Source organism: Novosphingobium sp. B-7 (assembly GCF_000410615.1).
Taxonomy (GTDB): Bacteria; Pseudomonadota; Alphaproteobacteria; order Sphingomonadales; family Sphingomonadaceae; genus Novosphingobium; species Novosphingobium capsulatum.
The window spans coordinates 1-25,664 of record NZ_APCQ01000312.1; the positions used below are offsets into that span (position 1 = coordinate 1).

At 66.1% G+C, this 25,664-nt stretch carries 22 protein-coding genes; 4 read left to right on the plus strand and 18 right to left on the minus strand.

Annotated features, from left to right (window positions below; all coding sequences use genetic code 11):
• The coding region (locus tag H926_RS0104135) for a tannase/feruloyl esterase family alpha/beta hydrolase (RefSeq protein ID WP_022675188.1) at positions 1-1,214 on the plus strand (1,214 nt) is incomplete at its 5' end.
• On the opposite strand, the gene H926_RS25525 is transcribed toward H926_RS0104135, so the two are convergent.
• The 5 genes from H926_RS25525 to H926_RS25535 all read right to left on the minus strand — a co-directional run bounded on the left by H926_RS25525 (position 1,172) and on the right by H926_RS25535 (position 11,192).
• Positions 1,172-2,656 carry an efflux transporter outer membrane subunit gene (locus H926_RS25525; RefSeq protein ID WP_022675189.1) on the minus strand — a complete coding sequence of 495 codons (1,485 nt, stop codon included), beginning with the start codon at positions 2,654-2,656 and terminating at the stop codon, positions 1,172-1,174. The genes H926_RS0104135 and H926_RS25525 overlap by 43 nt on opposite strands.
• Positions 2,656-5,847 carry an efflux RND transporter permease subunit gene (locus H926_RS0104145; RefSeq protein ID WP_022675190.1) on the minus strand — a complete coding sequence of 1,064 codons (3,192 nt, stop codon included), beginning with the start codon at positions 5,845-5,847 and terminating at the stop codon, positions 2,656-2,658. Before H926_RS0104145 ends, H926_RS25525 begins: the two co-directional genes overlap by 1 nt.
• Complete coding sequence (locus tag H926_RS0104150) at positions 5,844-9,008, minus strand: efflux RND transporter permease subunit (RefSeq protein ID WP_022675191.1); 3,165 nt, start codon at positions 9,006-9,008, stop codon at positions 5,844-5,846. Before H926_RS0104150 ends, H926_RS0104145 begins: the two co-directional genes overlap by 4 nt.
• Positions 9,005-10,282, minus strand: coding sequence for an efflux RND transporter periplasmic adaptor subunit (locus H926_RS25530; protein WP_022675192.1), 1,278 nt, complete (start codon positions 10,280-10,282; stop codon positions 9,005-9,007). The genes H926_RS0104150 and H926_RS25530 overlap by 4 nt, the downstream gene beginning before the upstream one ends.
• 106 nt (positions 10,283-10,388) lie before the next feature.
• Entirely contained in the window at positions 10,389-11,192 is an 804-nt protein-coding gene (locus H926_RS25535) for a Crp/Fnr family transcriptional regulator (RefSeq protein ID WP_022675193.1), read from the minus strand.
• A 158-nt stretch (positions 11,193-11,350) separates the two neighbouring features.
• Between H926_RS25535 and H926_RS0104165 the strand changes: the two genes are divergently transcribed.
• A complete protein-coding gene (locus tag H926_RS0104165) occupies positions 11,351-11,617 on the plus strand; it encodes a hypothetical protein (RefSeq protein ID WP_022675194.1) in 267 nt (88 codons plus the stop codon).
• 88 nt (positions 11,618-11,705) lie between these two features.
• On the opposite strand, the gene H926_RS25540 is transcribed toward H926_RS0104165, so the two are convergent.
• The 4 genes from H926_RS25540 to H926_RS31505 all read right to left on the minus strand — a co-directional run bounded on the left by H926_RS25540 (position 11,706) and on the right by H926_RS31505 (position 15,193).
• Positions 11,706-12,290: a DUF4142 domain-containing protein gene (locus tag H926_RS25540; protein ID WP_082208999.1), complete on the minus strand. Its 585-nt coding sequence runs from the start codon at positions 12,288-12,290 to the stop codon at positions 11,706-11,708.
• A 39-nt stretch (positions 12,291-12,329) separates the two neighbouring features.
• Positions 12,330-12,524 carry a hypothetical protein gene (locus H926_RS32235; RefSeq protein ID WP_148291631.1) on the minus strand — a complete coding sequence of 65 codons (195 nt, stop codon included), beginning with the start codon at positions 12,522-12,524 and terminating at the stop codon, positions 12,330-12,332.
• A gap of 103 nt (positions 12,525-12,627) precedes the next feature.
• Complete coding sequence (locus H926_RS0104175; RefSeq protein WP_022675196.1) at positions 12,628-13,623, minus strand: sensor histidine kinase; 996 nt, start codon at positions 13,621-13,623, stop codon at positions 12,628-12,630.
• Between the two features lie 91 nt (positions 13,624-13,714).
• Positions 13,715-15,193, minus strand: a complete 1,479-nt coding sequence (locus H926_RS31505) for a hemerythrin domain-containing protein (RefSeq protein ID WP_237740973.1) — start codon at positions 15,191-15,193, stop codon at positions 13,715-13,717.
• Positions 15,194-15,499: 306 nt separating this feature from the next.
• Here H926_RS31505 and H926_RS0104190 point away from each other — a divergent pair, with 306 nt between their 5' ends.
• On the plus strand, positions 15,500-16,153 hold the full coding sequence (locus H926_RS0104190; RefSeq protein WP_158441934.1) for a Crp/Fnr family transcriptional regulator: 654 nt from the start codon (positions 15,500-15,502) through the stop codon (positions 16,151-16,153).
• 68 nt (positions 16,154-16,221) lie between these two features.
• On the opposite strand, the gene H926_RS25550 is transcribed toward H926_RS0104190, so the two are convergent.
• A complete protein-coding gene (locus H926_RS25550) occupies positions 16,222-17,142 on the minus strand; it encodes an SDR family oxidoreductase (RefSeq protein ID WP_022675199.1) in 921 nt (306 codons plus the stop codon).
• Between the two features lie 293 nt (positions 17,143-17,435).
• Here H926_RS25550 and H926_RS25555 point away from each other — a divergent pair, with 293 nt between their 5' ends.
• Positions 17,436-18,188 carry a Crp/Fnr family transcriptional regulator gene (locus tag H926_RS25555; protein ID WP_148291632.1) on the plus strand — a complete coding sequence of 251 codons (753 nt, stop codon included), beginning with the start codon at positions 17,436-17,438 and terminating at the stop codon, positions 18,186-18,188.
• Positions 18,189-18,253: 65 nt separating this feature from the next.
• Here H926_RS25555 and H926_RS0104205 read toward each other — a convergent pair whose 3' ends face one another.
• The 8 genes from H926_RS0104205 to H926_RS0104240 form a co-directional block, all read right to left on the minus strand.
• A complete protein-coding gene (locus H926_RS0104205; RefSeq protein WP_051146244.1) occupies positions 18,254-18,622 on the minus strand; it encodes a PRC-barrel domain-containing protein in 369 nt (122 codons plus the stop codon).
• Between the two features lie 215 nt (positions 18,623-18,837).
• Positions 18,838-19,200, minus strand: a complete 363-nt coding sequence (locus H926_RS0104210) for a hypothetical protein (protein ID WP_022675202.1) — start codon at positions 19,198-19,200, stop codon at positions 18,838-18,840.
• A 255-nt stretch (positions 19,201-19,455) separates the two neighbouring features.
• The gene (locus tag H926_RS0104215) at positions 19,456-20,439 is read right to left on the minus strand and encodes a fumarylacetoacetate hydrolase family protein (RefSeq protein WP_028657566.1); all 984 of its coding nucleotides are present in this window, start codon (positions 20,437-20,439) and stop codon (positions 19,456-19,458) included.
• Between the two features lie 5 nt (positions 20,440-20,444).
• Positions 20,445-21,224 carry a cyclase family protein gene (locus H926_RS0104220; protein WP_022675205.1) on the minus strand — a complete coding sequence of 260 codons (780 nt, stop codon included), beginning with the start codon at positions 21,222-21,224 and terminating at the stop codon, positions 20,445-20,447.
• Positions 21,225-21,307: 83 nt separating this feature from the next.
• A complete protein-coding gene (locus tag H926_RS0104225) occupies positions 21,308-22,465 on the minus strand; it encodes a S9 family peptidase (protein ID WP_022675206.1) in 1,158 nt (385 codons plus the stop codon).
• A gap of 5 nt (positions 22,466-22,470) precedes the next feature.
• Positions 22,471-23,373, minus strand: a complete 903-nt coding sequence (locus H926_RS0104230; protein WP_022675207.1) for a VOC family protein — start codon at positions 23,371-23,373, stop codon at positions 22,471-22,473.
• Between the two features lie 34 nt (positions 23,374-23,407).
• On the minus strand, positions 23,408-24,523 hold the full coding sequence (locus H926_RS0104235; protein ID WP_028657567.1) for an FAD-dependent oxidoreductase: 1,116 nt from the start codon (positions 24,521-24,523) through the stop codon (positions 23,408-23,410).
• Between the two features lie 100 nt (positions 24,524-24,623).
• Positions 24,624-25,532 (minus strand): LysR family transcriptional regulator, encoded by a 909-nt coding sequence (locus H926_RS0104240; protein WP_022675209.1) that lies wholly within the window; start codon positions 25,530-25,532, stop codon positions 24,624-24,626.
• Between the last annotated feature and the right edge of the window lie 132 nt (positions 25,533-25,664).

A 25,664-nucleotide genomic window follows, 5' to 3' on the forward strand; every position in this document is an offset into this window, starting at 1 on the left:
GCGGCGCTGCGGCAGGCGCGGGTCCGGCCCTGGCGCGGGGCTTTGCCGTTGCCAGCCACGATAGCGGGCACCAGGGCGCGGTGTTCGACGCCTCGTTTCGCACCGACCAGCGCGCGACGCTCGATTTTGCCCAGGCGGCGGTTCCGGCGGTTGCGCAATTGGGCAAGGCGATCGCCACGCGGTTCTATGGCCGGGCGCCGGCGCACAGCTATATGGCGGGCTGCTCCACCGGCGGGCGCGAGACGATGCTGGCGATGGAGCGCTATCCCGCGCTGTTCGACGGGCTGGTGATCGGCGCGCCGGCAATGCGCACCGGCTTTTCCAACCTGGGCACCACCTACGCCAAGGTCATGTTCAACCAGGCCGCGCCGCGCGATGGCCAAGGGCTGCCGCTGCCGGACAAGGCCTTTTCCGCCGCCGACCGCCAGACCATCCGCGCCGGTCTGCTGGCGCAGTGCGATGGCCTGGATGGCCGGGCGGATGGCATGATCATGGCCGTGGCGCAGTGCCATTTTCGCCCTGCCGCTTTGCAGTGCCACGCCGGCAAGCAGGATGGCTGCCTCAGCGCGCCGCAGGTGGAGGCGCTGGACCGCGCCTTTGCCGGCCCGCGCGATGCGGCCAGGCGCGCGCTCTATGCGCCGGTGCCCTACGATACCGGCGTGGTCGATACGTCAGGGCCAGTATCGGGCTATATCGCCGATGGTCGCACGGATATCCTCGGCCCGCCCAACCGCGATTTGTCCGTAGACCTGGATGCCCGTGCCGCCGCGATCCGCGCCGATTGGATGCAAGCGCTGACCGACACCGACGGCTGGACCGATCTCAGCTCGTTCCTTGGCCACCAGGGCAAAGTGCTGTTCTATCATGGGGTCAGCGATCCGTGGTTTTCTGCGCTCGACACGCTGGATTACTGGAAGCGCGCGGGCAAGACCAATGGCGGGGCCTGGGCGCAGTCCAGCCGGTTCTACATGGTGCCGGGCATGGCCCATTGCCAAGGCGGCGACGCGTTTGACCGCTTCGATCTGCTTGGCGCGGTGGTCGATTGGGTAGAGCGGGGCGAAGCGCCCGCAGCGGTGGTCGCCACGCGCAGCCGGGGCACCGCGGCCCGGCCGCTATGCCCTTGGCCGGGCTATGCCCGCTATAACGGCGGTGATCCCGATCGCGCCGAAAGCTATTCCTGCGCCGAAGCACCCGTGGCGGCAGCGGGGGGCTGATCGCTCCACCGCCCGCCCACGGCCTGGGCCAAGGCAATGGCGGCGGTCTGGCGATCGATCACCGACTGGATTTCGGTCTGTCGCGCCGACAGCGCTGCGGTTTGCGCGGTGATGACCGAGGTGTAATCGACGATGCCGTTGCGATACTGGTTGTTGGCAATGGTTTCGGCCTGGCTCGCCGAAACGGTCGCTTCTGCCCGCCGCTGCGCCACTTGCGCCAGCACGCGTGTTCCCGCCAGGTTGTCTTCCACTTGCTGGAACGCGGCCAGCACCGTCTGGCGATAGGTTGCCACCGTCTGATCATACTGCGCGCGCGCCTGGACCACGGCGCCATGCCGCGCCCCGAAATCCAGCAGTGTCATTGCCCCGCTCAAGCCCAGCGACCACAGGCTGGTGGCGGCCTGGAACAACTGGCCGATCACGCTGCTGTTGGTGCCCACGCTGCTCGACAGCGTGACTTGCGGGAAATAGGCCGCCTTCTGGATGCCGACATTGGCATTGGCCGCGGCCACGCGGCGTTCGGCGGCGGCGATATCGGGGCGGCGCTGCAGCAGGGCGGCGGGCACCTGGGCTGGGATTTCCGGCACGACCGGCTGCCAATCGACTGCCGGAAGGGCAAAGGTTGACGGGTTTTCGCCCACCAGCACGGCAATCGCGTGTTCCAGCACAGCGCGCTGACGATCGAGATCGGCGCGGGTGGCCTGCGCGTTGCTCAGCGTGGTCTGCGCCTCGAACACGTCGGCGTGGGAAACGGTACCGGCCTTGTACTTGTTGGTGGTGATGGCCAGGGCGCGGGTATAATCGGCCACGGTGCGATCAAGCAGCACGCGCTGCGCATCGATGCCACGCAACTGGACATAGTTGGTGGCGAGTTCCCCTTGCGCAGACAGCGTGGCATTGGCCAGATCGCCTTCGCTTGCCTGGGCGCTGGCCTTGGCCTGGTTCACCGTATTGCCCAGCCGGCCCCACAGATCAGGCTCCCAACTCGCACCGATCGAGAGGGAATAGCGCGAGACGGTAGCCCCGGTGGTGGTGGTCGAAACCCCCGTGCCACCGGTCACGTTCTGGCCGGCGAAATCCTGCGAGCGGGTGCCGCTGGCAGACGCGGTGAGCGAGGGGAACAGCGCCGAACGCTGCACCTGCACCAGCGCCCGTGCTGCCTGGTAGGCAGCGCGATAGCTGGCCACGTTCTGGTTGGTGACCGCTACTTTTTGTTCCAGGCTATCGAGCACGGGATCGCGGAACAGATCCCACCACGCCCCGCGCGCCACCGCATCCGAGGGCGTAGCCACGGCCCAGCCGGGCTCTTCCTTGAACTGTGGTGGGATCGCCACCGTGGCGGGCGGGCGATAGGCTGGCGCCATCGAGCAGCCGGCCAGGACCAGCGGCAGCGCCATGCCGGGAATGACGAGCGCGGAAAAGCGGGAGAGGGGCGCGCGCATCAGGCGGGTACTCCTTGGATCGGGGCCGGCGGGGGCGCGCGGCGGGGGCGGGGGGGGGGGAAGCGGTCGAGCGCGAGATAGACCACCGGCGTGGTCATCAAGGTCAGCACCTGGCTGGCGACCAGGCCGCCGAAAATGGCGATGCCGAGCGGGCGGCGCAGTTCGGCGCCATCACCAAAGCCGATGGCCAGCGGCAACGCGCCCAGCGCGGCGGCCATCGTGGTCATCAGGATCGGGCGGAAGCGCTTGAGGCAGGCCTCGCGCACGGCCTCTACCGGGGAAAGACCTTCGTTCCGCTCTGCCTCCAGCGCGAAATCGATGATCATGATCGCGTTCTTCTTCACGATACCGATCAGCAGGATGATGCCGATCAGGGCAATGATGTCGAACTGCCCGCCGCTGGCGATCAGGGCGATCATCGCGCCAACCCCGGCCGAGGGGATGGTGGACAGCGCGGTAAGGGGGTGGATCGCGCTTTCATAGAGGATGCCAAGCACGATATAGATCGCCACCAGCGCCGCCAGGATCAGCAGTGGCATGCTGGCGGTGGACTGGGCAAAGACCTTGGCCGTGCCACCGAATTCGCCGTGGACGGTGGCGGGCAGGGCCAGGCTCGCCTGAACCTGCGCGATGAGTTGCGAGGCCTGGCCCAGCGACACGCCCTGCGGCAGGTTGAACGAGATCGTAGCCGATGGCTCGCCATCAGAGTGGCTGACCTGCGCATCGGTCGATCCTGTGCTCCACCGCGCGATCGCCGAAAGCGGCGTCATCGTGCGGGCCGTGGTGCTGACCGCGCTGCCGCTGGCAACCAATGCGCCACCGGCGGCCGCGCCGCCCGATCCGGTGAGATTGGCCGCGGAACTGGCCGAACTGATCGCGCCGGCTACCGGCAGATAGATGTTGTTGAGCGCCTCGGGCGAGCCGTTGAACTGGCGATCGGCCTCCATCACCACGTGATACTGGTTGAGGCCGGAATAGATGTTGGCAACCTGGCGCTGGCCAAAGGCATCGTAGAGCGTGGCATCGACCGTCTGCATCGGGATGCCCAGCCGCGCGGCGGCATCGCGGTCCACCTCGACAAAGGCGTCGGCACCGGCATCCTGCTGGTCGATATCGACGTCGGTGATGAGGTCGGGATGCGTCTTGAGCGCATCGACCAGCTTTTGTCCGGCGGCCTGCAGCACGGCGGCGTGATCGGCCTTGAGCACGTATTGATAGGTGCTGTTGGTCTGCCGCCCGCCGGCCTGGAGATCCTGCACCGGGTTGAGGAACAGGCTGACCCCGCGCACGCGCGCCAGCTTGGGTCGGAGGCGCCCGATCACCTCGTTGACCGGCGGGCGTTGCGAGCGGTCTTTGAGCGTGGCGAACAGGAAGCCACCACCCGCGCGCGAACCGCCGGCAAACGAGACCACGGTATCGACCGCGGGATCGGATTTGACGATCCGGGTAATGCGCGTGAGCTTGTCCTGCAGGTCTGAGAACGAGATCGACTGGTCGGCGCGCACGCCGCCCATCAGGCCGCCGGTATCCTGCTGCGGGAAGAAGCCCTTGGGCGCGATGGCGATCAGCCAGACATTCAGCGCCACGGTCAGCACCAGGACCAGCATGACCAGCCCGCGATGCGCCAGCGCCCAATCGAGGTTGCGGGCATAGCGCGCTTCTGACCATTCGACCCAGCGCTTGGCCGTGCGCATCACCCGGCTGTCGCTTTCGCGGCCATCGAGCAGGCGCGCGGCCAGCATCGGCGTGGTGGTGAGCGACACGACCAGGCTGATCGCCACGGCAACCGACATGGTCAGCGCAAATTCGCGGAACAGGCGGCCGACCAGGCCACCCATGAAAATCAGCGGCACGAACACCGCCACCAGGCTGACCGAGATGGACAGCACGGTAAAGCCCACCTCGCGCGCGCCCTTGAGCGCGGCGGACAGCGGCGACATGCCGTGTTCCACATGGCGGCTGATGTTCTCCACCACCACGATGGCATCGTCGACCACGAAGCCTGTCGCCACGGTCAAGGCCATGAGCGAGAGATTGTCGAGCGAGAAGCCCGCCAGGTACATGACGCCCAGCGTGCCGAGCAGCGAGGCAATCACCGCCGCGGCCGGGATCAGCGTGGCGCGCCACGATTGCAGGAACAGGCCGACCACCAGCACCACCAGCAGCGTGGCGATCAGCAGCGTCACTTCCACCTCGTGCAGCGAGGCGCGGATCGTGCGGGTGCGATCCGATCCGATCGACAGGTGGATATCGGGCGGCAGTGCGGCCTGCAGCGCCGGCAGTTGAGCCTTGAGCGCATCGACCGTTTCCACGATGTTGGCGCCGGGCTGGCGGCTGATCAGGATCGGCACGGCGCGCTTGCCGTTGAACAGGCCGATGGTGCGAATGTCTTCCGGCCCATCGGTGACAGTGGCGATGTCCGACAGGCGCACGGCGGCGCCATTGCGCCAGGCGATCACGGTATCGCGGTAATCGGCGGCGTGGCGGCCGGCCTGGTTGGAATAGACCTGGAAACTGCCGTTGCCGGTATCGAGCACGCCGCGCGGACGGTTGGCGCTTTCCGATTGCAGCGCGGTGCGCACGTCTTCGAGCGCGATACCGGCGCGCGACAGGGCCAGCGGGTTTACCTCGATCCGCACCGAGGGCAGCGCCGCGCCGCCCAGTTCGACATTGCCGACGCCCTGCACCTGGAGCAGCTTTTGCTGCACCACGTTGGATACCGCATCATAGATTTCAGACGGGCTGCGGGTATCGGAAGTGAGCGCGAGGATCAGCACGGGCGCTTCGGCCGGGTTGGCCTTGCGATAGCTGGGATTGCTTTTGAGCGTGGCCGGCAGATCGGCGCGCGAGGCGTTGATCGCGGCCTGCACATCGCGCGCGGCGCCGTCGATATTGCGCGACAGATCAAACTGCAGGGTGATCTGGGTTGACCCCACGCCCGATCGCGAGGTCATTTCGCTGACCCCGGCAATGGTCCCCAGATGCCGCTCCAACGGGGCGGCGACGCTTGCCGCCATCGTCGAAGGGCTGGCGCCAGGCAGGTTGGCCTGGACCATGATCGTGGGGAAATCGACCGCCGGCAGCGGCGCCACCGGCAGGTTGAAGAACGCCGCCACGCCCGCCAGCATCAACCCGATGGTGAGCAGGAGGGTGCCGACCGGGCGCCGGATGAAAGGCGCGGAAACGTTCATGCGCGGCCCGGTTCCTGGGTGCTCGGTTCCTGGGACGGCGTTGCGGCCCCGCGCGCGGTTTCGCGCCGCTCGCGCCAGCGTTCAAGGCCCAGGAAAATCACCGGCGTGGTGAACAGCGTCAGCACCTGGCTGAAGATCAGGCCGCCGGCGATGGCGATGCCCAGCGGCTGGCGCAATTCGTGCCCCATGCCGCCGCCAAAGATCAGCGGCAATGCGGCAAACAGCGCGGCGAACGTGGTCATCATGATCGGGCGGAAGCGCAGCAGCGCGGCCTGGCGGATGGCGTGCGACGGATCGGCGCCTTCCTCGCGCATCGCCTCGAGCGCGAAGTCGATCATCATGATCGCGTTCTTCTTGACGATGCCGATCAGCAGCACGATGCCGATGATGCCGATCACGCCCAGCCCCGATCCAGTCAGCCACAGGCCGAGCAGCGCGCCGATCCCGGCCGATGGCAGCGTCGAAAGGATCGTGATCGGGTGGACGAAGCTTTCATAGAGCACGCCCAGCACGATGTAGACCACCACGATCGCGGCCAGGATCAGCCACAACTCGTTCGAGAGCGACGATTTGAAGGCCGAGGCAGCGCCGGCAAAATTGGTCGATACCGCGGCGGGCATGCCAATGGTCTGCTCGGCATGTTCGATCACCGAGACCGCCTTGCCCAGCGACACGCCCGGCGCCAGATCGAACCCGATCGTGGCCGAGGGGAACTGCGCCTCGCGCGAGACGACGAGCGCGGTGGGCCCGGTCGTGATCGTGGCGATGGTCGAAAGCGGCACGGTGGTGCCGCCCGGCAGCGGAATGCGCAGGTCACCCAGCGCCTGCGGGCTGGTGACCGAGCCAGGCTGCGCTTCCAGGATCACGCGGTTCTGGCTCGACTGGGTGTAGATGGTCGAAACGATGCGCTGGCCAAAGGCATCGTAGAGCGCGTTGTCGATCGTCAGCACCGAGAGGCCCAGACGCCCGGCGATATCGCGGTTGATATTCACCGTCACTGCCTGGCCGCCGCCCATCACGTTGGACGTGACGTTTTGCAGATGCGCGTCGTCCCTGAGCGCCGCCGCCAGCTTTTCGCCCCACTGGTTGACCACTGCTTCGTCCGCGCCTTGCAGCGAGAAGCGATAGGCATTGACCCCGGTGGAGGTGTCGATGGTGAGATCCTGCACCGGGCGGAAGTAGGTCTTGATCCCCACGATCCCACTGGTCGCCTGGGTCAGGCTGTCGATCACATGGGCAAGATTGCCGCGATCGCCCTCGCTCTTGAGGTTGACGACCATGCGCCCCTGCGAAAGCGTGGGGTTCTGCCCATCGACCCCGACCGAGGAACTGAGGCTGTCGACCGCCGGATCGGCCAGCAGCGCCTGCGCCACCTGGCTTTGCAACTGGGTCATGCGGGTATAGCCGATGTCCTGCCCGGCCACGGTCGTCACTGCGATCTGGCCGGTATCCTGTTCGGGAAAGAGGTCCTTGGGGATGATCCAGAACAGCAGCGCCGTCACCGCAAGCGTGCCGGCAAACACCGCCATGGTCAGCCCGCTGCGCGCCATGACCCAATCGAGCGCGGTCATGTAGCGGGCGGCGAGGCGGTCGAACCAGTTGCGGGTGGCCTGCGTCACGCGATACTGGCGCTCTTCATGCTCGGGCTTGAGCCAGCGCGCCGACAGCATCGGCACGAGCGTGAGCGCCACGAGTGCCGAGATCAGGATCGTCACCGCCAGCGTCACGGCAAATTCGCGGAACAGGCGACCAACCACGTCGCCCATGAACAGCAGCGGGATCAACACGGCGATCAGCGAGACGGTCAGCGAGATGATCGTAAAGCCGATCTCGCTGGCGCCTTTGAGCGCGGCCTCGAATGGGCGCATCCCATCTTCGATATGGCGTGCGATATTTTCCAGCACGACGATGGCATCGTCGACCACGAACCCCGAGGCGATGGTCAGCGACATCAGCGTGAGGTTGTTGATCGAGAAATCGAGGAAATACATCGCCGCAAACGAGCCGACCAGCGAAAGCGGCACGGCAATGCTGGCCACCACCGTGGCGCGCAGCGACCCCAGAAACAGGAAGATCACCAGCGTGACGAGCACCACGGCCAGGACAAGTTCCGTGCGCACATCGGACACCGAGGCGCGGATGCCAGCGGTGCGGTCGGTCAGCACGGTCACGTGCACGTCGGCCGGCAACTGGGCCTCAAGCTCGGGCAGGGATGCCTTGATCGCGTCGACCGTGCCGATCACGTTGGCGCCGGGCTGGCGCTGCACATCGAGCACGACCGCCGGCTGGCCATTCATCCACGAAGCGATGCGCGTGTTTTCCGTGGCCTGGACCACTTGCGCCACATCCGACAGCCGCACCGGCGCGCCATTGGCAAAGGCGACGACCAGGTTGCGATAGCTGGCGGCATCGCCCAACTGGTCGTTGGCGTCGATCGTCCAGCTTTTGGTCGGGCCGTCAAAGCTGCCCTTGGCGGCGTTGGCATTGGCATTGGCAATCGCGCTGCGGATCGATTCCAGCGACAGGCCGCGCGCGGCGAGCGCGGGCACATTGGCCTGGATGCGCACGGCGGGGCGCTGCCCGCCCGACATGGAGACCAGGCCCACACCCGAAACCTGAGCGATCTTGTTGCTGAACTGGCGCTCGACAATGCCTTGCACTTCGCCCAGCGGCCGGCTTTTCGAGGTGATGCCCAGCGTCAGGATCGGCGCATCGGCCGGGTTGACCTTGGCATAGATCGGCGGCGCGGGAAGATCGGTGGGCAGCAGCGTATTGGCGGCGTTGATCGCCGCCTGAACTTCCTGCTCGGCGATATCGAGCGACAGATCGAGGCGGAACTGCATGGTGATCACCGATGCCCCGGCCGAGGAGGCCGAAGTCATCCGCGTCAACCCCGGCATCTGCCCGAACTGGCGCTCCAGCGGTGACGTCACGGTCAGCGCCATGACATCGGGGCTGGCGCCGGGATAGAGCGTGGTGACCTGGATCGTCGGGTAGTCTACCTCGGGCAGGGCCGAGAGCGGCAGCATGCGATAGGCCACCAGGCCCGCCAGCAGGATTGCTACCATCAACAGCGTGGTCGCCACCGGGCGCAGGATGAACAGCCGGGATGGCCCGCCGGGTTGGGCAGGGGCCTGCTCAGGCAGATCGGACGTGCTCATCCCGCGTTTCCGGCATTGGCGCCGCGGCGGTGATGGCCATTGCCACCTTGGCCGCCTGCGCCGCCATTACCTTGGCCACCGCCGCGTTTGCCACCCTTGTTGATGCTGGCGCCGTCTTCCAGGCCATCGGCGCCCTCGATCACCACCTGGGTGCCGGCCGTCAGGCCCGAAAGGATCGCCAGCTTGTCACCCGAAGAGGGGCCGGTCTTGACCACGGTCAGCTTCACCGTGTTGTCGGGCTTTACCACGAAGACGAAATCGCCCTGGCTGCCGTGGCGCACCGCGCTGACCGGCACGGTCACCACGTCATGCAGCGTCTGTACCAGCATCGACACGTTGACGAACGCGCCGGGGAACAAAACATTGCCGGCATTGGCAAAGCGCGCCTTGGCCTTGACCGTGCCGGTGGTGGCATCGACCTGGTTGTCGAACGTCAGGAAGCGGCCGGTCGCCAGGCGATTGCCGTTGTTCTGGTCGTTGGCGTCAACGGGCAGGCCGCTGCCTGCGCCGGCGGTCTGCCCGATGGCGGAAAGCTGCGCCTGGGGCAGGGCAAAGCTCACGTCGATCGGATCAACCTGGGTGATGATCACCACACCGTTGGTGTCCGACGGCGTCAGGTAGTTGCCGATATCGACCTGGCGAATGCCGACGCGGCCCGAAATCGGCGCCTTGATCGCGGTATAGTCCAGGTTGAGCGCGGCCGTGCCGATGGCGGCGCGATCGGCTGCCACGGTGCCGACCAGCTGCCCCACCGTGGCGCGCTGGGTATCGACCTGCTGGCTGGCGATCGAATCCTGCTTGAGCAGGGTTTGATAGCGATTGAGATCGAGCCGTGCCGAGGTCAGCTGTGCCTCGTCACGCGCCAGATTGGCGCGGGCCTGTTCCAGCGCCAGGCGATAGGGGCGGGGATCAATCTGGGCGAGCACCTGGCCCTGGCGGACCATCTGCCCTTCCTGGAACATGATCTTGAACAGCACGCCTGACAGCTGCGTGCGCACCGTGGCGGTAACCAGCGGCTGCACCGTTCCCAGCGCGGCCACCGTCACCGGCATGTCGGCCTTGGTCGCCGGCGCGATGTTCACCGCTGCCGGCGGACGCCCGCCGCGCTTGTCTCCGCCGCTCTTGGCCACCCATCGAGCACCCAGGGCAACCACCACGAACACGGCAATGATCGCCAGGGCGATCAGAAGCGTGCGCTTGCGGCTGCTGCGGGGGGGATGTTCGGACGTTACGTGATCCGGAGAAACAGGTGTACTCGCTTCGTCAGCGTTCATCTAGCAAACCCTTGCATGCCCTGCGACTCGATAGTCCCGGATCGAGTTCTCGCGTTCTTCCGCCATGGCCCCGCGCGGTGCAAGCTGTCTTGTTTCCCAAGTTGTATCAGATTGCCCCGGCGATCTTACTTTCGGTTCTGGGCGGAACGCGCGGCGATTTCGCAGCCAAGTCGGGATCGCCCGCAAAGGTTCCCGGCGCAAAGCGATTCATGTGCAAATAACGCGGAGAAAAGCCGGAGAGCTGGGCCAGCCGATCCGGATCGGGCAGGGTGATATGGCGCCCGTGCCAATGCAGCAGGCCGCGCCCGCGCAGATCCTGCACCACGCGGTTGACGTGAACCGATGTCATGCCGGTGGCTTCGGCCAGGGTCACCTGGGTGAGCGGGGTGGCAAAGCGCCCGTCTGCTGCCAGGCCCAGGGCTGCCAGCCGATAGTGCAACTCGCATAGCAAGGCGCCGATCCGTGCCAGGGCCGGGCGCGCGGCAAGGTTGAGTGTCCATTCGCGCTGCATGCCCAGCATGGCGCAGGCATCAAACGCCATGGCCTGGCGCAGGCAGTGCGAGCGCAGGCAAGCGCGATCGAACACTTCGGGCGCAATCAGCGCGCAGTGCATGTCATTGAGCGCGCCGATCGAATGGTCCATCGCCTCGGCCGCCAAGGCATCGGGATTGCACAAGTCTCCCGGCAGCAGGAACGCCACGACCTGGCGCCGGCCATCCTCCAGCAGTTTGTAGCGACAGCCCCAGCCATCGATGACCAGCTTGACGAAATGGATCGGCTCGCCTTCGCGGATCAGGTCGGCTCCAGCCGGAACCAGCCGCCCTTCGCTGCGCAACAGGCCGTCGATCTGCGTCCGGGCCTGAAGGTCCAGTTCGACGTAGCGCGCAAATTTGGCCTGAAGGGGATTCATGCTGGCCTGTTCTGCAATCGGCCGGGGAACACCTTCCCCGATGCCTATCGCAACACCCCATCGCCCCAGTGGTTCCCCATCTCATCACAGGTTGTGATGCGTGCCCTATGGGCGTGCTGCGGGGTTTTAATGGCCTGCCCGCAAAAGGATATCTACCCATGGCCGATCGTTCTGCACCCCAGCCCGCCATCCCCCCGCGCACGGTGCGCGGCGCGCCCATTGCCCATTCCGATCAGCGTTCCGGCCAACAATCCTCGCATGAGGAAGAACGCGACAACCCCGGCCAGCTTACCGGCGGCACCGGCGGGGGGGGGGCGCCGCCGCCGACCGAGGTGCCGATCGATGAACCGGTGCCCGATCCCATCCCGCTGCCGCCGGGCAGCCATGGCAAGGAGGGAATCGACGGGCCGGAAAGCGCGGCATAGGCGTCTCTGCATCCGAAGCCGACGCGGCGGAAACGGCCCGGGGATAGGCTTCCCCAGGCCGCGTTCAACCGACGCTGATCGTTCGCGCTCAGCGCCCGCGTGAGGTGTCTGGCGCCTGGGCTTCCTGCCCGCCGATCTGGGCCAGCATGTCGGCATGGCGGGCTACCACCGGCGCGATGGCGTTGGCGGCCGCCCGCAAGGCCGGTTTGTTGCCCTTGTCGACATAGGCGCGATGCAGCGCCAGTGCCGCCGTGTGGGCATCGCGCTGCGCAGCCAGGTAAACGTTCTGCGCTGTCTCCCCCTGCGCCTGGCGCAACCCGTCGAGCGCGGCCGCCTGCGTAGAATCGAGCGCCGGTGCCGGCATGGCCAAGCCATCCTGGCGCGCCGCCTGGGTGAGCCGCGCAGTGGAGTGCGTATGGTCGGCAATCATCATCCGGGCAAAGCGTGCCACCTTGGCGCTGGGGGACTTGGCCAGGATCAGGCGGGAGGATTCGATCTCAAACCGGTCGCCCGCGGCGGCCTTGGCCAGGTAGGTCGGCGCGTCAAGCGGCGCCATGGTGTCGGCAGGCGATGGGGGTGCCGTCGGCTGGGTTGGGGCCAGGCCCTGCGCCGTAGCAAGCGAGGGCAGCAGCATGGCACAGGCAGCCACCGGCGCGAATGGAAATCTGGGCATAATACTCTCTCCTTTTGGGCAGTCTCGCTGATCCGGCCGTCAATGCCGGCTGGGCGAGGGCGGCACGCGAATGGCTTGCGGGCGGACGCTGCCGGGCAAAAGGCACGGCCGCAGATCCGGGTCGGGCAGCCGTTCATGCCAGGGATGCAGCGGCACGGGCGTGGTCGGGTGGTGCGTAGTCGGGCGGGGCAGGGCGGGCATGGCAACCGCGCAGGCGGGCTGGGGCTGGGTCATCTTGGAACTCCTGGCAGGATGTACCAACAAGCCCTGACCGTAATGGTATGTTGCTCGCCCCCAACATGGGTAAGTGCAATTGCTCCGCCGCCGGCGTCGCCGATTAGCGCCGCACTGTGGCGGGGGCGCGCAGCGCGATGCGGCACGTCAGGCCGCTGGGCGCGAAATCGCGTTCCAGTGTCCAGTGCTGCTGGCGCGCGAACATCCGCGTGCCCAGGCCCTGGCGACTGGGCGGCAGCACCGGTGGCCCGCCATTCTCGCGCCACAGCAGCACGCCATCGGCGCTCCAGCCGATGGTTACCCGCCCACGCGGATCAGACAGCGCGCCGTGCTTGAGCGCATTGGTGCACAATTCATGCAGTACCAGCAGCAGATGATACGCGGGCTCGCGCTCGATCAGGAAGGGCGGGCCTGCGATGTGGAACGCATCGTCCTTGTGAAACGGGGCGATCGCGGTGCGCACCAGTTGCGCCAGGTTCAGGCCCGCGCCATCGGCAGGTTGCCGCGCCTCGGTCACGCTGCGACGCTGGGCGCCGTTGGTGTTTCCCGGTGGACTGTCGAGCAGGCGGTTGGCATTGGCCAGCGCCTGCACCCGGGCCAAAAGATCCTGGCGGAACCGTTCGGTATCATCGCCGGCGTGCGATACGCGGATCAGCGCCTGGACCACGCCAAGCGCGTTCTGCACGCGATGATACATCTCGCGTGCGACGATATCCTGTTCGCGCGCCAGGGCATCGAGCTGGCGCACCGTGCGGCGGAGCGTGTCGCCCACGGCAATCAGCGCCAGGTTGGCCAGCGCGATCAGCAGCGCCAGCGTCAGGCGGTGGGGATCGAGCAGGGATGGGCTGCCGCCACGGAACACCCATTCCACCAGCAGCGTGGTGGTGATCGCCACGACCAGCGCGGCGCGCCAGCCCATGAACACCGCCGCCAGCAGCACGAACGGAAAGAACGGCGCAAACGGCACTGCCTCGCCTGCCTGCCCCAATGCCCAGCGCAAGGTAGCAGGCACGGCGATCGCCACGGCAATGCCTGACAGCCTTTGCCATGGGGTGAGATCGAGCAAAATGGTGCGGCGAACCGCTTCGATCCGCGTCACCGGCGCGCCTTGTCAGGAAAGCGGCCTCGCGCGATCGACAGGCACAAGACCGGCCCCGTGAAGGGGCCGGTCCGTCTGGAAGCAAGTGGCATCAGTGGCGGCCTTCCCACCCCCTGCGCGATGCTTCCGAATGGCCGCGCGAATCGCCGAACCAGCCGCCGTGGCCGCGATCGCGGTCATCATCATCATGGCTCATGCGGCGCGAGCGGCCCCGATCGTCGTCATGGTCGTCGCGGCCCCGGCTGCTGCGGCGCCCGTCGTCATCGTCGTGGCGGCCGCCGCGCGACGCGCTGCCGCGATCGTCCCAGCCCTTGCGCGACGCTTCGGAATGACCACGCGGATCGCCATACCAGCCGCTGCCTTCGTGGTCGGAATTTTCCCAGCCCCGGCGCGAGGCTTCGGAATGGCCACGGGAATCGCCATACCAGCCGCTGCCGTCATGTTCAGACCGTTCCCAGCCCCGGCGCGAAGCCTCCGAATGGCCCTGGGAGTCGCCGAACCAGCCGCCGTGTCCGCGCCCGCCGCGATCATTGGCCCGGTCATCGTCGCGGTCATCGCGGCCCCGGCTGCTGGCGCCCCGGCTGCGATAGTCGCGATCGTCATCGTCATGGCCCCGGCTCGAGCGGCCGCGATCATCGCTCATAAAGCGGCCTTCGTCGTCACGTGGGCGATCCTGGCTGCCGCGTCCGCCGCGACGGTCATCTTCTTCGCTGCGGCGGCCGCCCTGACCTGCGAACCGGCCACGCTCGTCTCGGCCACTCCGACCATAATCGCCGTTGTCGCGTCCTTGATAACTTGCCATGGTTCTCTCCTGGGTATTGTGGGCATTTGCCCTGGGAAAGGCGCCGAATGAAACCGGTGCCTGGGGCGGAAGCCGATCCTCGGCCTCCAGTTCGCTGCGCAGTTCTTTCAGCTGCGCTGCAAGTTCGGGAGTATCGACGCCGGATTCGCGCGCCTGGGCGAAAATGCCGTCGTCGCCTTCCTCTTCCTTGACATGATGCCGGATCTGCTCAGCCAGCACCGTGAACTTGGCGTCGCGGAACGGATCGCCGCGGGCGCTGCGTGCCAGGTCGGCGATCAGCACCTTGGCGCTGTCGTGTTCCACCTGTGCTTCGTCGAGATCGTCGTCTTCATCGGCTGCGGCGCGGCAGGCGGGATAGAAGACTTCCTCTTCCAGCATGGTGTGCAGGGTAAGCGCCTGGCACACCTCGGTAACGATCGCGTCCTTGCGGCTGCCGCTGGCGCTCTCGAACTCCTTGAACAGCTTTTCGACCTGGCGATGGTCTTTCTGGAGCATGCGGATCGCCTCGCCATCGGCCCTGCTCGAATTGGAGCCCTTGTCGGCGCTCTTGTCGGCATGGGCGGTCTTGCTGGTGGTCGCGGCGCTGCCCTGCGATGCGGCGCGCTGTCCGCGTCGTCCGCTTACCGCCTTGCCCCCTGCCTTTGCCGTATCGGTCTTGGCGGCGTGGGTCTTGTCTGCTTCGGACGATGATGCGGCAGCCTGGCCAGAGGTGGCCTGCCCGGTCTGCGCCGGCTGCGTTGCAGGGGAAGGGGTGCTGTTGCTGGCCATCGGGCCGATCTCCTTCGCGTGGGGTTGGGGCACTGCCGAAGGGCAAGCCCGGCAGGGCGGCTGGCGCCCGTTGCGGAAGGAGAAGCGTGCGAGCGGGGCACAATGTCCGCGCGGCTATCCCATGTGTGCAATTTGCAATCTGTCTCTTGGGCAAGATGCGGTTGGTCTGCCCGGTGCCACGGCTGGTCGATGGGAACGGCCAAAGCAAACTTATGTGAATTGTCCGGAATGGATGGAACCTAGATTTTCCGCTGATTCGCCAAAGGCATCACGCCGCAAATCAGGGGAAAGGATATGACGCAGGATATGACCCGCGCGCCAAGCCAGGTGTGCACATACCGTCGCCACGAATTTCTGGCCCGCGCGGACGAACGCAAGGATTACGTGCTGCGCATCGAGGAAGGCTGGGCGGCGCAATACCGCCTGTTGCCCGATGGCCGGCGCCAGATCATCACGCTGTTTCTTCCCGGCGACTATTGCGAGCCGCAATGGCTGTTGCAAGGCCGCGCCACCTTGCCGATCGTGGCGTTGACGCGGGTGCGTGCGCGCATGCTACCGCACAGCCGCATCCAGGCCCGCGCGCCGCACGAGGAAGACAGCATGATCCGCGTGCTCGACGCCATGCTGGCCTTGCTGCGCAACCGCGAAAAGTGGATTTTCAACCTGGGCCGGATGACCGCGACCGAGCGGCTGTGCAACCTGCTGTGCGAGCTGCACAGCCGGCTGGCCGCACGCAACCGCGTGGTGCAGGATCGCTGCGCCATGCCGCTGACCCAGTATGACTTTGCCGATATCGTCGGTATTTCCCCGGTCCACGTTAACCGCGTGTTGCAGACCCTGCGCGGCGAGGGGTTGGTCGATCTCAAGGGGCGGTGGATGCAGGTGCGCGATCTGGTTGCGCTCAAGCGACTGGGTGAAGTGCCGCTCGACCCTGAACCGCGCGTGCCCCGCGCGGCCTGAGGCCGGACGGCCTGGCTGGAACGGGGGCGCCGTTCCAGCCAGGCCACGCACATTGCCACGCTGGCTGGTCAGCCGTTGACCACGGTGCCGCCATTGGGGTGAAGCACCTGCCCGCTCATATAGCTGCCATCGGCACACGCGAGGAACAGGAACGCCGGCGCCACTTCGTTGGGTTCGCCCGGCCGGCCCATCGGCGTATCCTCGCCAAAGTGGCGCACCTTGTCCGGATCAGCGCCGCCCTGGGGGTTGAGCGGGGTCCAGATCGGGCCGGGTGCCACGGCATTCACGCGAATGCCCTTGTCCACCAGGTTCTGGCTGAGCGAGCGGGTAAACGCCGTGATCGCACCCTTGGTCGCGCTATAGTCCAGCAGTTGCGGCGCGCCCTTGTACATCGTCACGCTGGTGCAATTGATGATCGCACTGCCGGCGCCAAGGTGGCCCACTGCGGCCTGGACCATGTGGAACATGCCAAAGATATTGGTGCGGAACGTGGCATCGAGCTGTTCCGGGGTAATATCGCGAATGTCCGTTGCCGGGTGCTGCTCACCGGCATTGTTGACCAGCACGTCCAGCCGGCCAAAGCGATCGATGACCGCGTCCACCGCCTGCTGGCAGAATGCGGGATCGCCCACGTCTCCTTGCAGGGTGATCGCCCTTGCGCCTTCCTGGGCGACGATGGCGGCGGTGTCCTGCGCGTCCTTGCTGTCCTGGCGATAGACGATCGCCACGTTGGCCCCCTCGCGGGCAAACAGCGCGGCCACCGCGCGGCCAATGCCGCTGTCGCCACCGGTAACGATCGCCACCTTGCCAGCCAGGCGTCCCGAGCCGGGATAGACCGGCTGCCATTTCGGTTCGCGGTTCAGCGCCTGCTCCTGCCCCTGGCGATCGGGCGCGGCGGCGGTGCCGGCCTGGGCATCGGCGGCCTTGGCTTCGTGTTCGGGCGGGGTCTCGCCCAGCTTGCCCAGGCTGGCGGGGTGCGACGTGGTCATGAAAGATGGTCCTTGCAGGGGGATAAAGCGCACGCGAGGCGCACGCGGGATGCCTTAAAAACCCCGAAAACAAGAAAAGGTGGCAAGGCTTTACATATGTGAAGAAGGGCATGTGACAGTCATTTCATAAGGCTGCCGACGGCGCGGAAGGCGCGCCCCAGGTTTGAGGATGCGATGTTGCCGCGCCACTGCGATGCCCGTTCTGGCGTGTACCCCTGCTTCGCTTGCGCCATGTCTCTCGTGACTGCCGCCGTGACTGCTGCCGGAACGCGCATCACCGCCTTTGATCTGCCTTGAGCCTGCCTTCGATGCTGTTCAATGCCCTGGCCCGGCGCCTGTCATGCTGCTTCCCGCTGGACGAGAACGACGTGCGCGCGGTGGAACGGCTCTGCGCCGTCCCGCGTCGGCGCGTGGCAGCGCGGCGCGAGTTCCTGCGCGAGGGCGACCGGCCCGGCCACGTGCACGTGCTGCTGGAAGGGTGGGCGTGCCACCAGGTGATGCTGCCCGATGGCCGCCGCCAGATCACCGCATTCCATCTGCCCGGCGATATCCTGTGGCAACCGCTGGGTGAGGCGCGCATGGACTTTTCGATCCTGGCACTGACCCCGGCGATCATCGCACCAATCCCGACCAGCGCGTTGGAGGCGGTGGCCAAGGCCCACCCCGCCATTGCCACGGCGCTGGCCTTGCAAAACCGCGTGGCAGAGGCGGTTTTGCGGCGGGGGCTGGTCAACGTGGGGCAGCGCGCCGCGTTCGAGCGGATCGGCCACCTGTTCTGCGAATTGCATCACCGCCTGCATGCCATCGGTTTGGCCCAGGGCAACGGTTTTGCCTTTCCGGTCACGCAAGTGGAACTGGCCGAGGCGACCGGGTTGACCCCGGTGCACGTCAATCGCGTGTTGCGCGACATGCGGCGGCAAGGCCTGATCGATCTGGAAAACCGCGTGCTGCGCATCCTGCAATTGCGGGCCTTGGCACAGCATGCGCTGTTCGACCCTGCCTATCTTGAGCCGCACGGCCACCACAGCGCCGCGCCGAGCCCATGAAAAAGGCCGGCCTTGCCAAAGGGCAGGGCCGGCCTTCCCGCGCGAACCTGGGCGGTAGGACGCGATCAGTAGGGGTAGGACACGCCGTAGTGCGAATGGACCCGGCGGCCATAGTCCATGTCATGGACCGGTTCTTCGGTGGCGTGGTAATGCGGGGCGGATTCCAGGATTTCGCGGCTCAGGTTGACGACATAGCCGCCCTGGCCGCTGTCATAGTTCAGCGTGTTCCAGGGCAGCGGGTAATAATCGCTGCCAAAGCCCAGAATACCGCCGAATTGTAGCACGGCATACTCGACGGTGCCGGTGCGCTTGTTGACCATGAAGTTGTGGATCGAGCCGAGACGCTCGCCATCGGGGTTATAGACGGCCGTGCCGTCCACCTTGTTTGAGGCGATCAGGCGGGTGGTTTCATCGGTGGCAATGCTGCCAGACATGGCGCTCTCCTGCATAGAGGTTTACGCCATCAACTGCCCGGCCGATACGATGGGGCCGGTGCCAGGGGCAGGCCGTGCCCCCCTTGCGCCGGGCAGAGCGGCATACTGATCCATGCAAGGATGCAGCGTCAGGCGGCGCGGCAGGCGCGCAAAAAGAAGGGGCGGCCATCACCAAGGATGCCCGCCCATTATGGTTGAAAAGGGGGAAAGCGTGCTCAGACCGCGATGGCGGCCAGCAGCTTTTCGCCGTAGCGTTCGTCGGCCGGATCGAACCCGGCAAAGACCTTGGCCGGCTCGGACGTCAGGATCACATCGCGCAGGCCCGAGAGGCGGAACGTGCCGAGCTTTTCCTCGGCCGGGGCTACGCCATCGCGGTCATGCACGACGGCATCGATGTGCGGCGCGCCGTGGCGCTCGAACAGGGCATGCGGTGCCAGTGTCACGTTGCCGCGATTATAGACCGCGCGCACGCACAGCTTGTTGGCGATGGCAAAGCCCAGCATGTGCACCGACTGCTCGATATCGGGCGCGCTATCCGCCGTTTCGGGGGTTCCCGAGGAATTCTGATTCTGCTGCATCGCAACACACTAGGATAATCGCGGGTTCAGGGCAATCGTGTGAACGGTTGCGCACGGCGCGCCACAAATTCCAAATCGAAACAGGCGCAGGGCAACGCGCATATTTTGCTCTTGCAATTGATATCCATTATCAATAAACCGATCGGGCAACGGGCATGACCCTCTGCCCGCTTGCGGATGGCTGGCTGCCGTCCTGATCTCCCTGAACTTTTGGCGGGGCGCCGCACTTCGCCCCGCCAACTTTTCAGATATCGCTCAGCTTGCGGCGGGGAGGGAGGCTTGCACCACCTGCTGGTCAATCGCGCCAAAAGGCGTGCTGCCATCGGCGGCGCGCGCCTCCATCCGCACATGATCCCCAATCGCCATGAAGGCGGTGGCCGGCTTGCCATCGGCGATGATCTCGATCGCGCGGCGTTCGGAAATGCAGCTTGATCCCACCGTGGCATATTCGGGATTGGACACCGTGCCCGATCCGATCACGGTGCCGGCGACCAGATCGCGCGTCCGGGCGGCATGAGCCACCAGTTCGGCAAAACTGAAATCCATGGCGCGGCCATTGGCGTGACCGAACGGCGCGCCGTTCCAATCCACCACAAGGTCCAGCGCGACGCGATTGTCATGCCAGCCATCACCAAGCGCGGCCGGCGGCACGGCAAAGGGCGCCATGCTGCACGCCGGCTTGGCCTGGACCCAGCCGAACCCGGTCTTCATCTCGATCGGGGCCAGCGTGCGCAACGACCAGTCGTTGATCTGCACGACCAGCTTGATGTGTGCGGCGGCATCGCGCGCGCTGGTGCCCATCGGCACGGCGTCCACGATCACGCCAAATTCGCCTTCGAAATCGATGCCATGGGCAGGATCGGCAAAGGGCACCGGATCAGTCGGGCCATAGAAACGGTCCGACATGCCCTGGTACATCAGGGGCAGATCGGTTTCGATCGGCGGCATGTTGAAGGCCACCTGCATCAGGTCACCATGCGTGCCAAAGGCCGAACCATCGAGCCATTGCCAGGTGCGTGGCAGCGGCGCGGCGAGTTGCGCGGGATCGAGCGGCAGGCCGGCGCCATCGGCCAGCTCGCTGGCGAGCGCGGCCAGCGTGGTTTCCGCGCTGCTCCAGTTTTCGATTGCGGTCAGCAGGTTGGGCAGGGCAGGGCCGGCAGGCAGGTAGCGCGCCCCGGCGGCGCAGACCACCACCAGCTGGCCATCGGGGGTGCCATTGCGCAAGGTTGCCAGGCGCATCGCGGTCACTCCTCGATGATCGCGACGGCGCGGGTCCATCCGGCCGATGCGCCCTGGATCTTGTGCGGGAAACAGCTGACGATGAACCCGTGCGGCGGCAGGCTTTCCAGGTTGTGCAGCTTTTCCAGGTGGCAATAGCCGATGTCGCGGCCCGCCTTGTGGCCTTCCCAGATCAGCGAGGTATCGCCGGTTTCCTTGACCTTTTCCGCAGTATAGCTGAACGGCGCGTCCCAGCTCCAGGCGTCGGTGCCGGTCACCTTCACGCCGCGCGTGGTCAGGTACATCGTGGCTTCATAGCCCATGCCGCAGCCCACGTTGACGAAATCCGGGCGCCCCAAGGCGCCACCGGCGGCCGTGTTGACCAGCACGATGTCGAGCGGCCGCAGATCGTGGCCGATGCGGGCGAGTTCGTCTTCCACGTCTTGCGCGGTGACCACATAGCCATCGGGAAAGTGCCGGAAATCCAGCTTGACCCCGGGTTGGAAGCACCATTCGAGCGGCACTTCATCGATGGTGATGGCGCGCTTGCCGCCGTCCATGGTGGGGTGGAAATGCCACGGCGCATCAAGATGCGTGCCGTTGTGCGTGGTGAGCTTGACCCATTCCGCCGCGGCAAAGCCGGCGCCATCGATGGTGTCTTCCTGCGTCACGCCGGGAAAGAAATGGCCCAGCTCGCCCACGGTATCGGGGTGGGTCTGATAGGTGATCTCGGGGCGCATGAACGGCGGGTCGCTGACCACGTCGTTGCACAGGGTGATCGACAGGTCGATGAAACGGCGGGCCATCGGGGGGATCCTCTCTTGGTGATGCCGGCGGCAAGCACGAAGGTGCGCGCCGCCGGCATTCTGGTCTTGTCAGGCGTAGCGTATCAGGCGGTATGGCCGCCCAGGGTTTCGGCAAACCAATCGGCCAGCAGATCGCGGCCATACGACATGTTGTCGGCCCCGACATGCTCCACGCCACCTTCGCGCGGGGTGAAGATCACCTTTTCGCGGCGCGGCGAATTGACCAGCTGGTCATAGAGATCATCGGCATAGGCCACGCTGATCTGGCGATCGTTGGCCCCGTGGGTGACCAGGAACGGCACCTTGATGCGATCCATGTGGCCATTGAGGTTCATCGCTTCGGACTTGGCGAGGAAATCGTCCTGGTCCTTGGCGCCGAATGCCCAGTGCACGTGTGCCCAATAGTGTGGCACGGGGTTTTCGCCCTCGCGCGCCATGCGCTTGTCCTGCACTTCGCGCCAGTTGTGGTTGGCACCCCACACCGCGCCCGAGGCGAAGCGCGGTTCATAGGCGACGGCGCGGGGGGCAAAGTGCCCGCCCAGCGAAATGCCGGTCATGCCGATCGCCTTGGGATCGACTTCGGGCTGCTGCTCCAGCCAGTCCACCGCTCGCGAAGCCCAGCTTTCCGAATGCGGATCGACCGGCAGGTCTTGCAGGCGCAGCGTTTCGCCCGAGCCGGGCTGGTCGACGCACAGCGTGGAAATGCCGCGGCGTGCCAGTTCGGTCGGCAGGTTGGTCCAGTAGAGCAGTTCCTTGCAGCTATCGAGGCCGTTGCAGAACACCACCACCGGCTTTGCCCCTTCGCCCGGCGCGCGGGTAAACAGGGCCGGCATCGTGCCGTTTTCCAGCGGGATTTCCACGCGCTCGCGGTTGATCTTGCCCAACTGGGTCGACTTGTCGAACGCCGCGCGCGCCTTGGCGTAGGTTTCCTTGCGCCCCGGCGCGCCATGGCCCTGCATGCGCTCTGCGGTGAACAGATAGAGCGAAGCGCGCTCCAGCTTGTTCGATGCCGAGAGCATGCGACCCTTGGCTTCGTCCTCGCCAGCCAGTTCCAGCAGCTTGTCGCCCATGGCGACCCAGGCCTTCATGAACTGCGGCGTGCCGGCGTCGGCACCGTTGGCCGCCGCGTCCTTGATCGGCTGGCACATGTCGACGATTTCGCCGATGCGGCCACCCGATTCCATCGCGATGGCAACCGACAGGTTCCAGATGTAGTTCGGAAAGTATTCAAACAGCGCCATGACGATCAAACCCCGGCCGGCTGGAACAGGCGCGCATCGGGCGCCGGATGCGGCATGGTCTGCGGGCCGCCCACGCCAATGCCCCACTGGTCCATGATCGAGGGCGCCGGCACATGGACCTGGGCCTCGTGCGTTTCGAAATCGACCTGGTCCAGGTCTGCGGTGTATTCCACGGCAAAGCCGGCGGGCGTGGTGAAATAGCTGAAGGTGTTGTTGCCGGCGGTGTGGCGGCCCGGGCCCCAGCGCAGATCGGTGCCGCGCTTCTTGAGGCGGCTGGCGCCGCGCATCATGTCGTCCACCGAGAGCATGTCATAGGCGACGTGGTTAAGGCAGGGCGGCCCAGGCAGGATGGCAACGCGGTGGTGGGCTTCGTTGCAGCGCAGGAAGCACATGAAATCGCCCAGCCAGTCAGAGACCTTGAAGCCCAGCACATCGGTAAAGAACTTGACCATTGCCTGGTGATCGGGCGAGTGCATGACGATATGGCTGATCTTGACCGGCACGCCTTCCCAATGCGCGAGCGTGCGCTTGTCGCCACGGGCGACATCGGCCGAAATCTCGAACGGCAGGCCATCGGGCGAGAAGAAGCGGAAGCCATAGCCGCCACCCGGCGCATCCATCGTGGCAGGGGCATGGATCACCTTGCAGCCGGCAGCGATGATCTTGTCGTGCAGCGCGTCCACATCGGCCGGGGTGTCGGCGGCAAAGGCGATCACTTCGACGTGGTTCACCTCGGCCTTGTGCAGGCGCACGACGTGGTGTTCGTCATGGCCCTGGGCCTTGAACCACACCATGTCATCGGTGGCGGCCACTTCGTCCAGGCCCCAGTCATCGGCGTAAAAGGCGCGTTCGGCGTCATAGTTTTCGACGCCATATCCGACATAGCGGATTTCGGTCACTCGGCTCATCGCTTGGCAATCCTTGGCAAGAAGGCAAAAAATATCAGATCGGTTGGGCGACCATGGCAAACATCTCGGCCGTGGCCTTGTGGTTGTCGATCGGCGGGCCCTTGCCCAACTGGCCCATGCAGATGGCGAGCGAGCTTTCGACGATATAGCGGCAGCGTTCATAGCGCCGGGCGCGATAGGCGCTGAACGCCTCTTCCACGCTGTCGGCCGCGGTCAGTTCCTCGGCCAGCACCAGGGCATCCTCGATCGCCATGCCGGCACCCTGGCCCAGGTGCGGGGTCGTGGCGTGGACGGCATCGCCCAGCAGAACCACGTGGCCCTTGTGCCAGGGGCCATGGATCATCATGCCTTCCAGCGGGCGATAGACCACGCCGTCATCATCGGTGATCTGGCTGGCCAGGGCCTGGATCTGCGGCGCGGCGCCAACCAGCTTGCCGCGCATCGCAGCGGCCAGCCCCTCGCGCGGATAGCGCGGGTTGTCCGGCTCGGGCGTGGTGACGTACATGTAGATCGTGTCGGGCGATACCGGCACCAGGCCAATGCCGATGCGGCCGTTGTAGACGTGCAGCGCATCGAGATCAGCCGGGCGGGGGAAGTTGTAGCGCCACACCGCCTGGCCCGTGAACTGCGGCTTTTCCGCATCGGGCAGGATCATCTGGCGGGTCTGCGAATAGACGCCATCGGCGCCGATCACCACGGCATAGCGCGCGGTGCTGCCGTCGGACAGCGTCACGTCCACGCCATCATCGGCTTCGTCCAGCGCGGTGACCGTCAGGCCCAGGCGGATGTCGGCGCCCAGTTCGCGGGCGCTGTCGCCCAGCACCTTCTGCAGCGCGCGGCGGCCAATGCCCACGTTCGACGGGCGTCCTTCGACCAGCGACGGGGTGGGCACGCGCGCCACGCGGGTGCCATCGGGCACATAGATTTCCACCGCGTCAAATCCGCAGGCGGCATCGAGGAAGGCATCGAGCACGCCCAGCTGTTCCATCGCGCGCACCACGTTGGACTGCTGGATGATGCCCACGCCATAGACCGACCAGGTCGGGTCTTTTTCAATCACGGTGACACGGTGGCCGGCGCGGCGCAGCGCGATGGCGGCGGAAAGGCCGCCGATTCCGGCGCCCACCACAAGCACGGGCAAGTCTTGCACGTCAGGTCTCTCCCCAAGGGCTGGTTATGACCTGCATCCTAGGGGTGAATACGAATTTGGATACTAGATTGTTTTGATCATCATCCATCCATGGAATGGATCAACTGCGATAGGCCACTTCGCGCAGGCGGGCCATCAGCCAGCGCAGCCCCTCGTCGCTGCTGCGCGTGCGGTGATATTGCACCATTTCGCGCATCGGCTGAAACGCGAACGGCAGCGGCGCCATCGCCAGCGGAAAGGCCGCGACCAGGCGGCGGGCCAGCCGCTCCTGAATAACCGCCAGGCGCTGCGTGTCCATCAACACCCACGGGATCGTGCTGAACGAAGGCACCTCGATCTCGATCCTGCGTTCCAGTCCCATCTGGTTGAGCTGGCGATCGGCAAAGGCATGATCGCGCAAGGCGCCGATCCGCACCGAGACATGGCCGGCGGTCAGAAATGCCTCCAGGCTGGGGCCGCCATCGGCAAAGGCGGCGTTGTGGCTGGAGCCGATCACCACGTGGCGTTCCTCGCACAGCAATTCGCTGGGATGGTCCGACAGGATGAATTGCTCCGGTGCGATCAGCAGGTCGGCGCGTCCTTCGCGCAGTTCGGTATGGGCAGCGTCGCTGGGCAGCACCAGTTCGATGCGCAGGCCGGGCGCCAGGCGCGGCAAGGCCTGCAGCAGGGGGGCAAGCACGGCGGTCACGACATAGTCCGACGCCACAAGGCGGAACGTGCGCTGCGTGGTTGCCGGATCAAACCGGTTGGAGGCCGCCAGCATCGCCTCGACCGAGCGCAGGGTATCGCGCACCTGTGGCACCAGCGCCTCGGCAAAGGCGGTTGGGTACATGCGCTTGCCCTGAACCACCAGCAGCTCGTCGGCAAAGTATTCACGCAGGCGGGTCAGCGCCGCGCTCATCGCCGGCTGGCTCAGGTTCATCTGCCGTGCGGCGGCCGAAACGCTGCGGCTTTCCAGCAGCACGTCGAAGGCGGCCAGAAGGTTGAGATCGAGACCTTTGAAACGCATCTGCCATTCGTCGATAGTTTGAAGGAAGATCGATCCATAGCGTGGATCGATCGCCCTGTCTGCGTTGTGCGCGCTGTTTTCACCGCGTGAAACGCTGGCTGCCGCTGGCCGTGGCGCGCGGGCGGGTCGGGG

Coding starts and splice junctions, on each gene's coding strand:
- H926_RS0104210 (WP_022675202.1), bottom strand. CDS start 19,200: ATGCAGCAGAATCAGAATTCCTCGGGAACCCCCGAAACGGCGGATAGC.
- H926_RS0104165 (WP_022675194.1), top strand. CDS start 11,351: ATGGCCGATCGTTCTGCACCCCAGCCCGCCATCCCCCCGCGCACGGTG.
- H926_RS0104230 (WP_022675207.1), bottom strand. CDS start 23,373: ATGAGCCGAGTGACCGAAATCCGCTATGTCGGATATGGCGTCGAAAAC.
- H926_RS0104145 (WP_022675190.1), bottom strand. CDS start 5,847: ATGAACGTTTCCGCGCCTTTCATCCGGCGCCCGGTCGGCACCCTCCTG.
- H926_RS0104150 (WP_022675191.1), bottom strand. CDS start 9,008: ATGAGCACGTCCGATCTGCCTGAGCAGGCCCCTGCCCAACCCGGCGGG.
- H926_RS0104190 (WP_158441934.1), top strand. CDS start 15,500: ATGACCCGCGCGCCAAGCCAGGTGTGCACATACCGTCGCCACGAATTT.
- H926_RS31505 (WP_237740973.1), bottom strand. CDS start 15,193: ATGGCCAGCAACAGCACCCCTTCCCCTGCAACGCAGCCGGCGCAGACC.
- H926_RS25540 (WP_082208999.1), bottom strand. CDS start 12,290: ATGCCCAGATTTCCATTCGCGCCGGTGGCTGCCTGTGCCATGCTGCTG.
- H926_RS0104215 (WP_028657566.1), bottom strand. CDS start 20,439: ATGCGCCTGGCAACCTTGCGCAATGGCACCCCCGATGGCCAGCTGGTG.
- H926_RS0104220 (WP_022675205.1), bottom strand. CDS start 21,224: ATGGCCCGCCGTTTCATCGACCTGTCGATCACCCTGTGCAACGACGTG.
- H926_RS25525 (WP_022675189.1), bottom strand. CDS start 2,656: ATGCGCGCGCCCCTCTCCCGCTTTTCCGCGCTCGTCATTCCCGGCATG.
- H926_RS25530 (WP_022675192.1), bottom strand. CDS start 10,282: ATGAACGCTGACGAAGCGAGTACACCTGTTTCTCCGGATCACGTAACG.
- H926_RS0104225 (WP_022675206.1), bottom strand. CDS start 22,465: ATGGCGCTGTTTGAATACTTTCCGAACTACATCTGGAACCTGTCGGTT.
- H926_RS25535 (WP_022675193.1), bottom strand. CDS start 11,192: ATGAATCCCCTTCAGGCCAAATTTGCGCGCTACGTCGAACTGGACCTT.
- H926_RS25550 (WP_022675199.1), bottom strand. CDS start 17,142: ATGACCACGTCGCACCCCGCCAGCCTGGGCAAGCTGGGCGAGACCCCG.
- H926_RS32235 (WP_148291631.1), bottom strand. CDS start 12,524: ATGACCCAGCCCCAGCCCGCCTGCGCGGTTGCCATGCCCGCCCTGCCC.
- H926_RS0104240 (WP_022675209.1), bottom strand. CDS start 25,532: ATGCGTTTCAAAGGTCTCGATCTCAACCTTCTGGCCGCCTTCGACGTG.
- H926_RS0104205 (WP_051146244.1), bottom strand. CDS start 18,622: ATGTCTGGCAGCATTGCCACCGATGAAACCACCCGCCTGATCGCCTCA.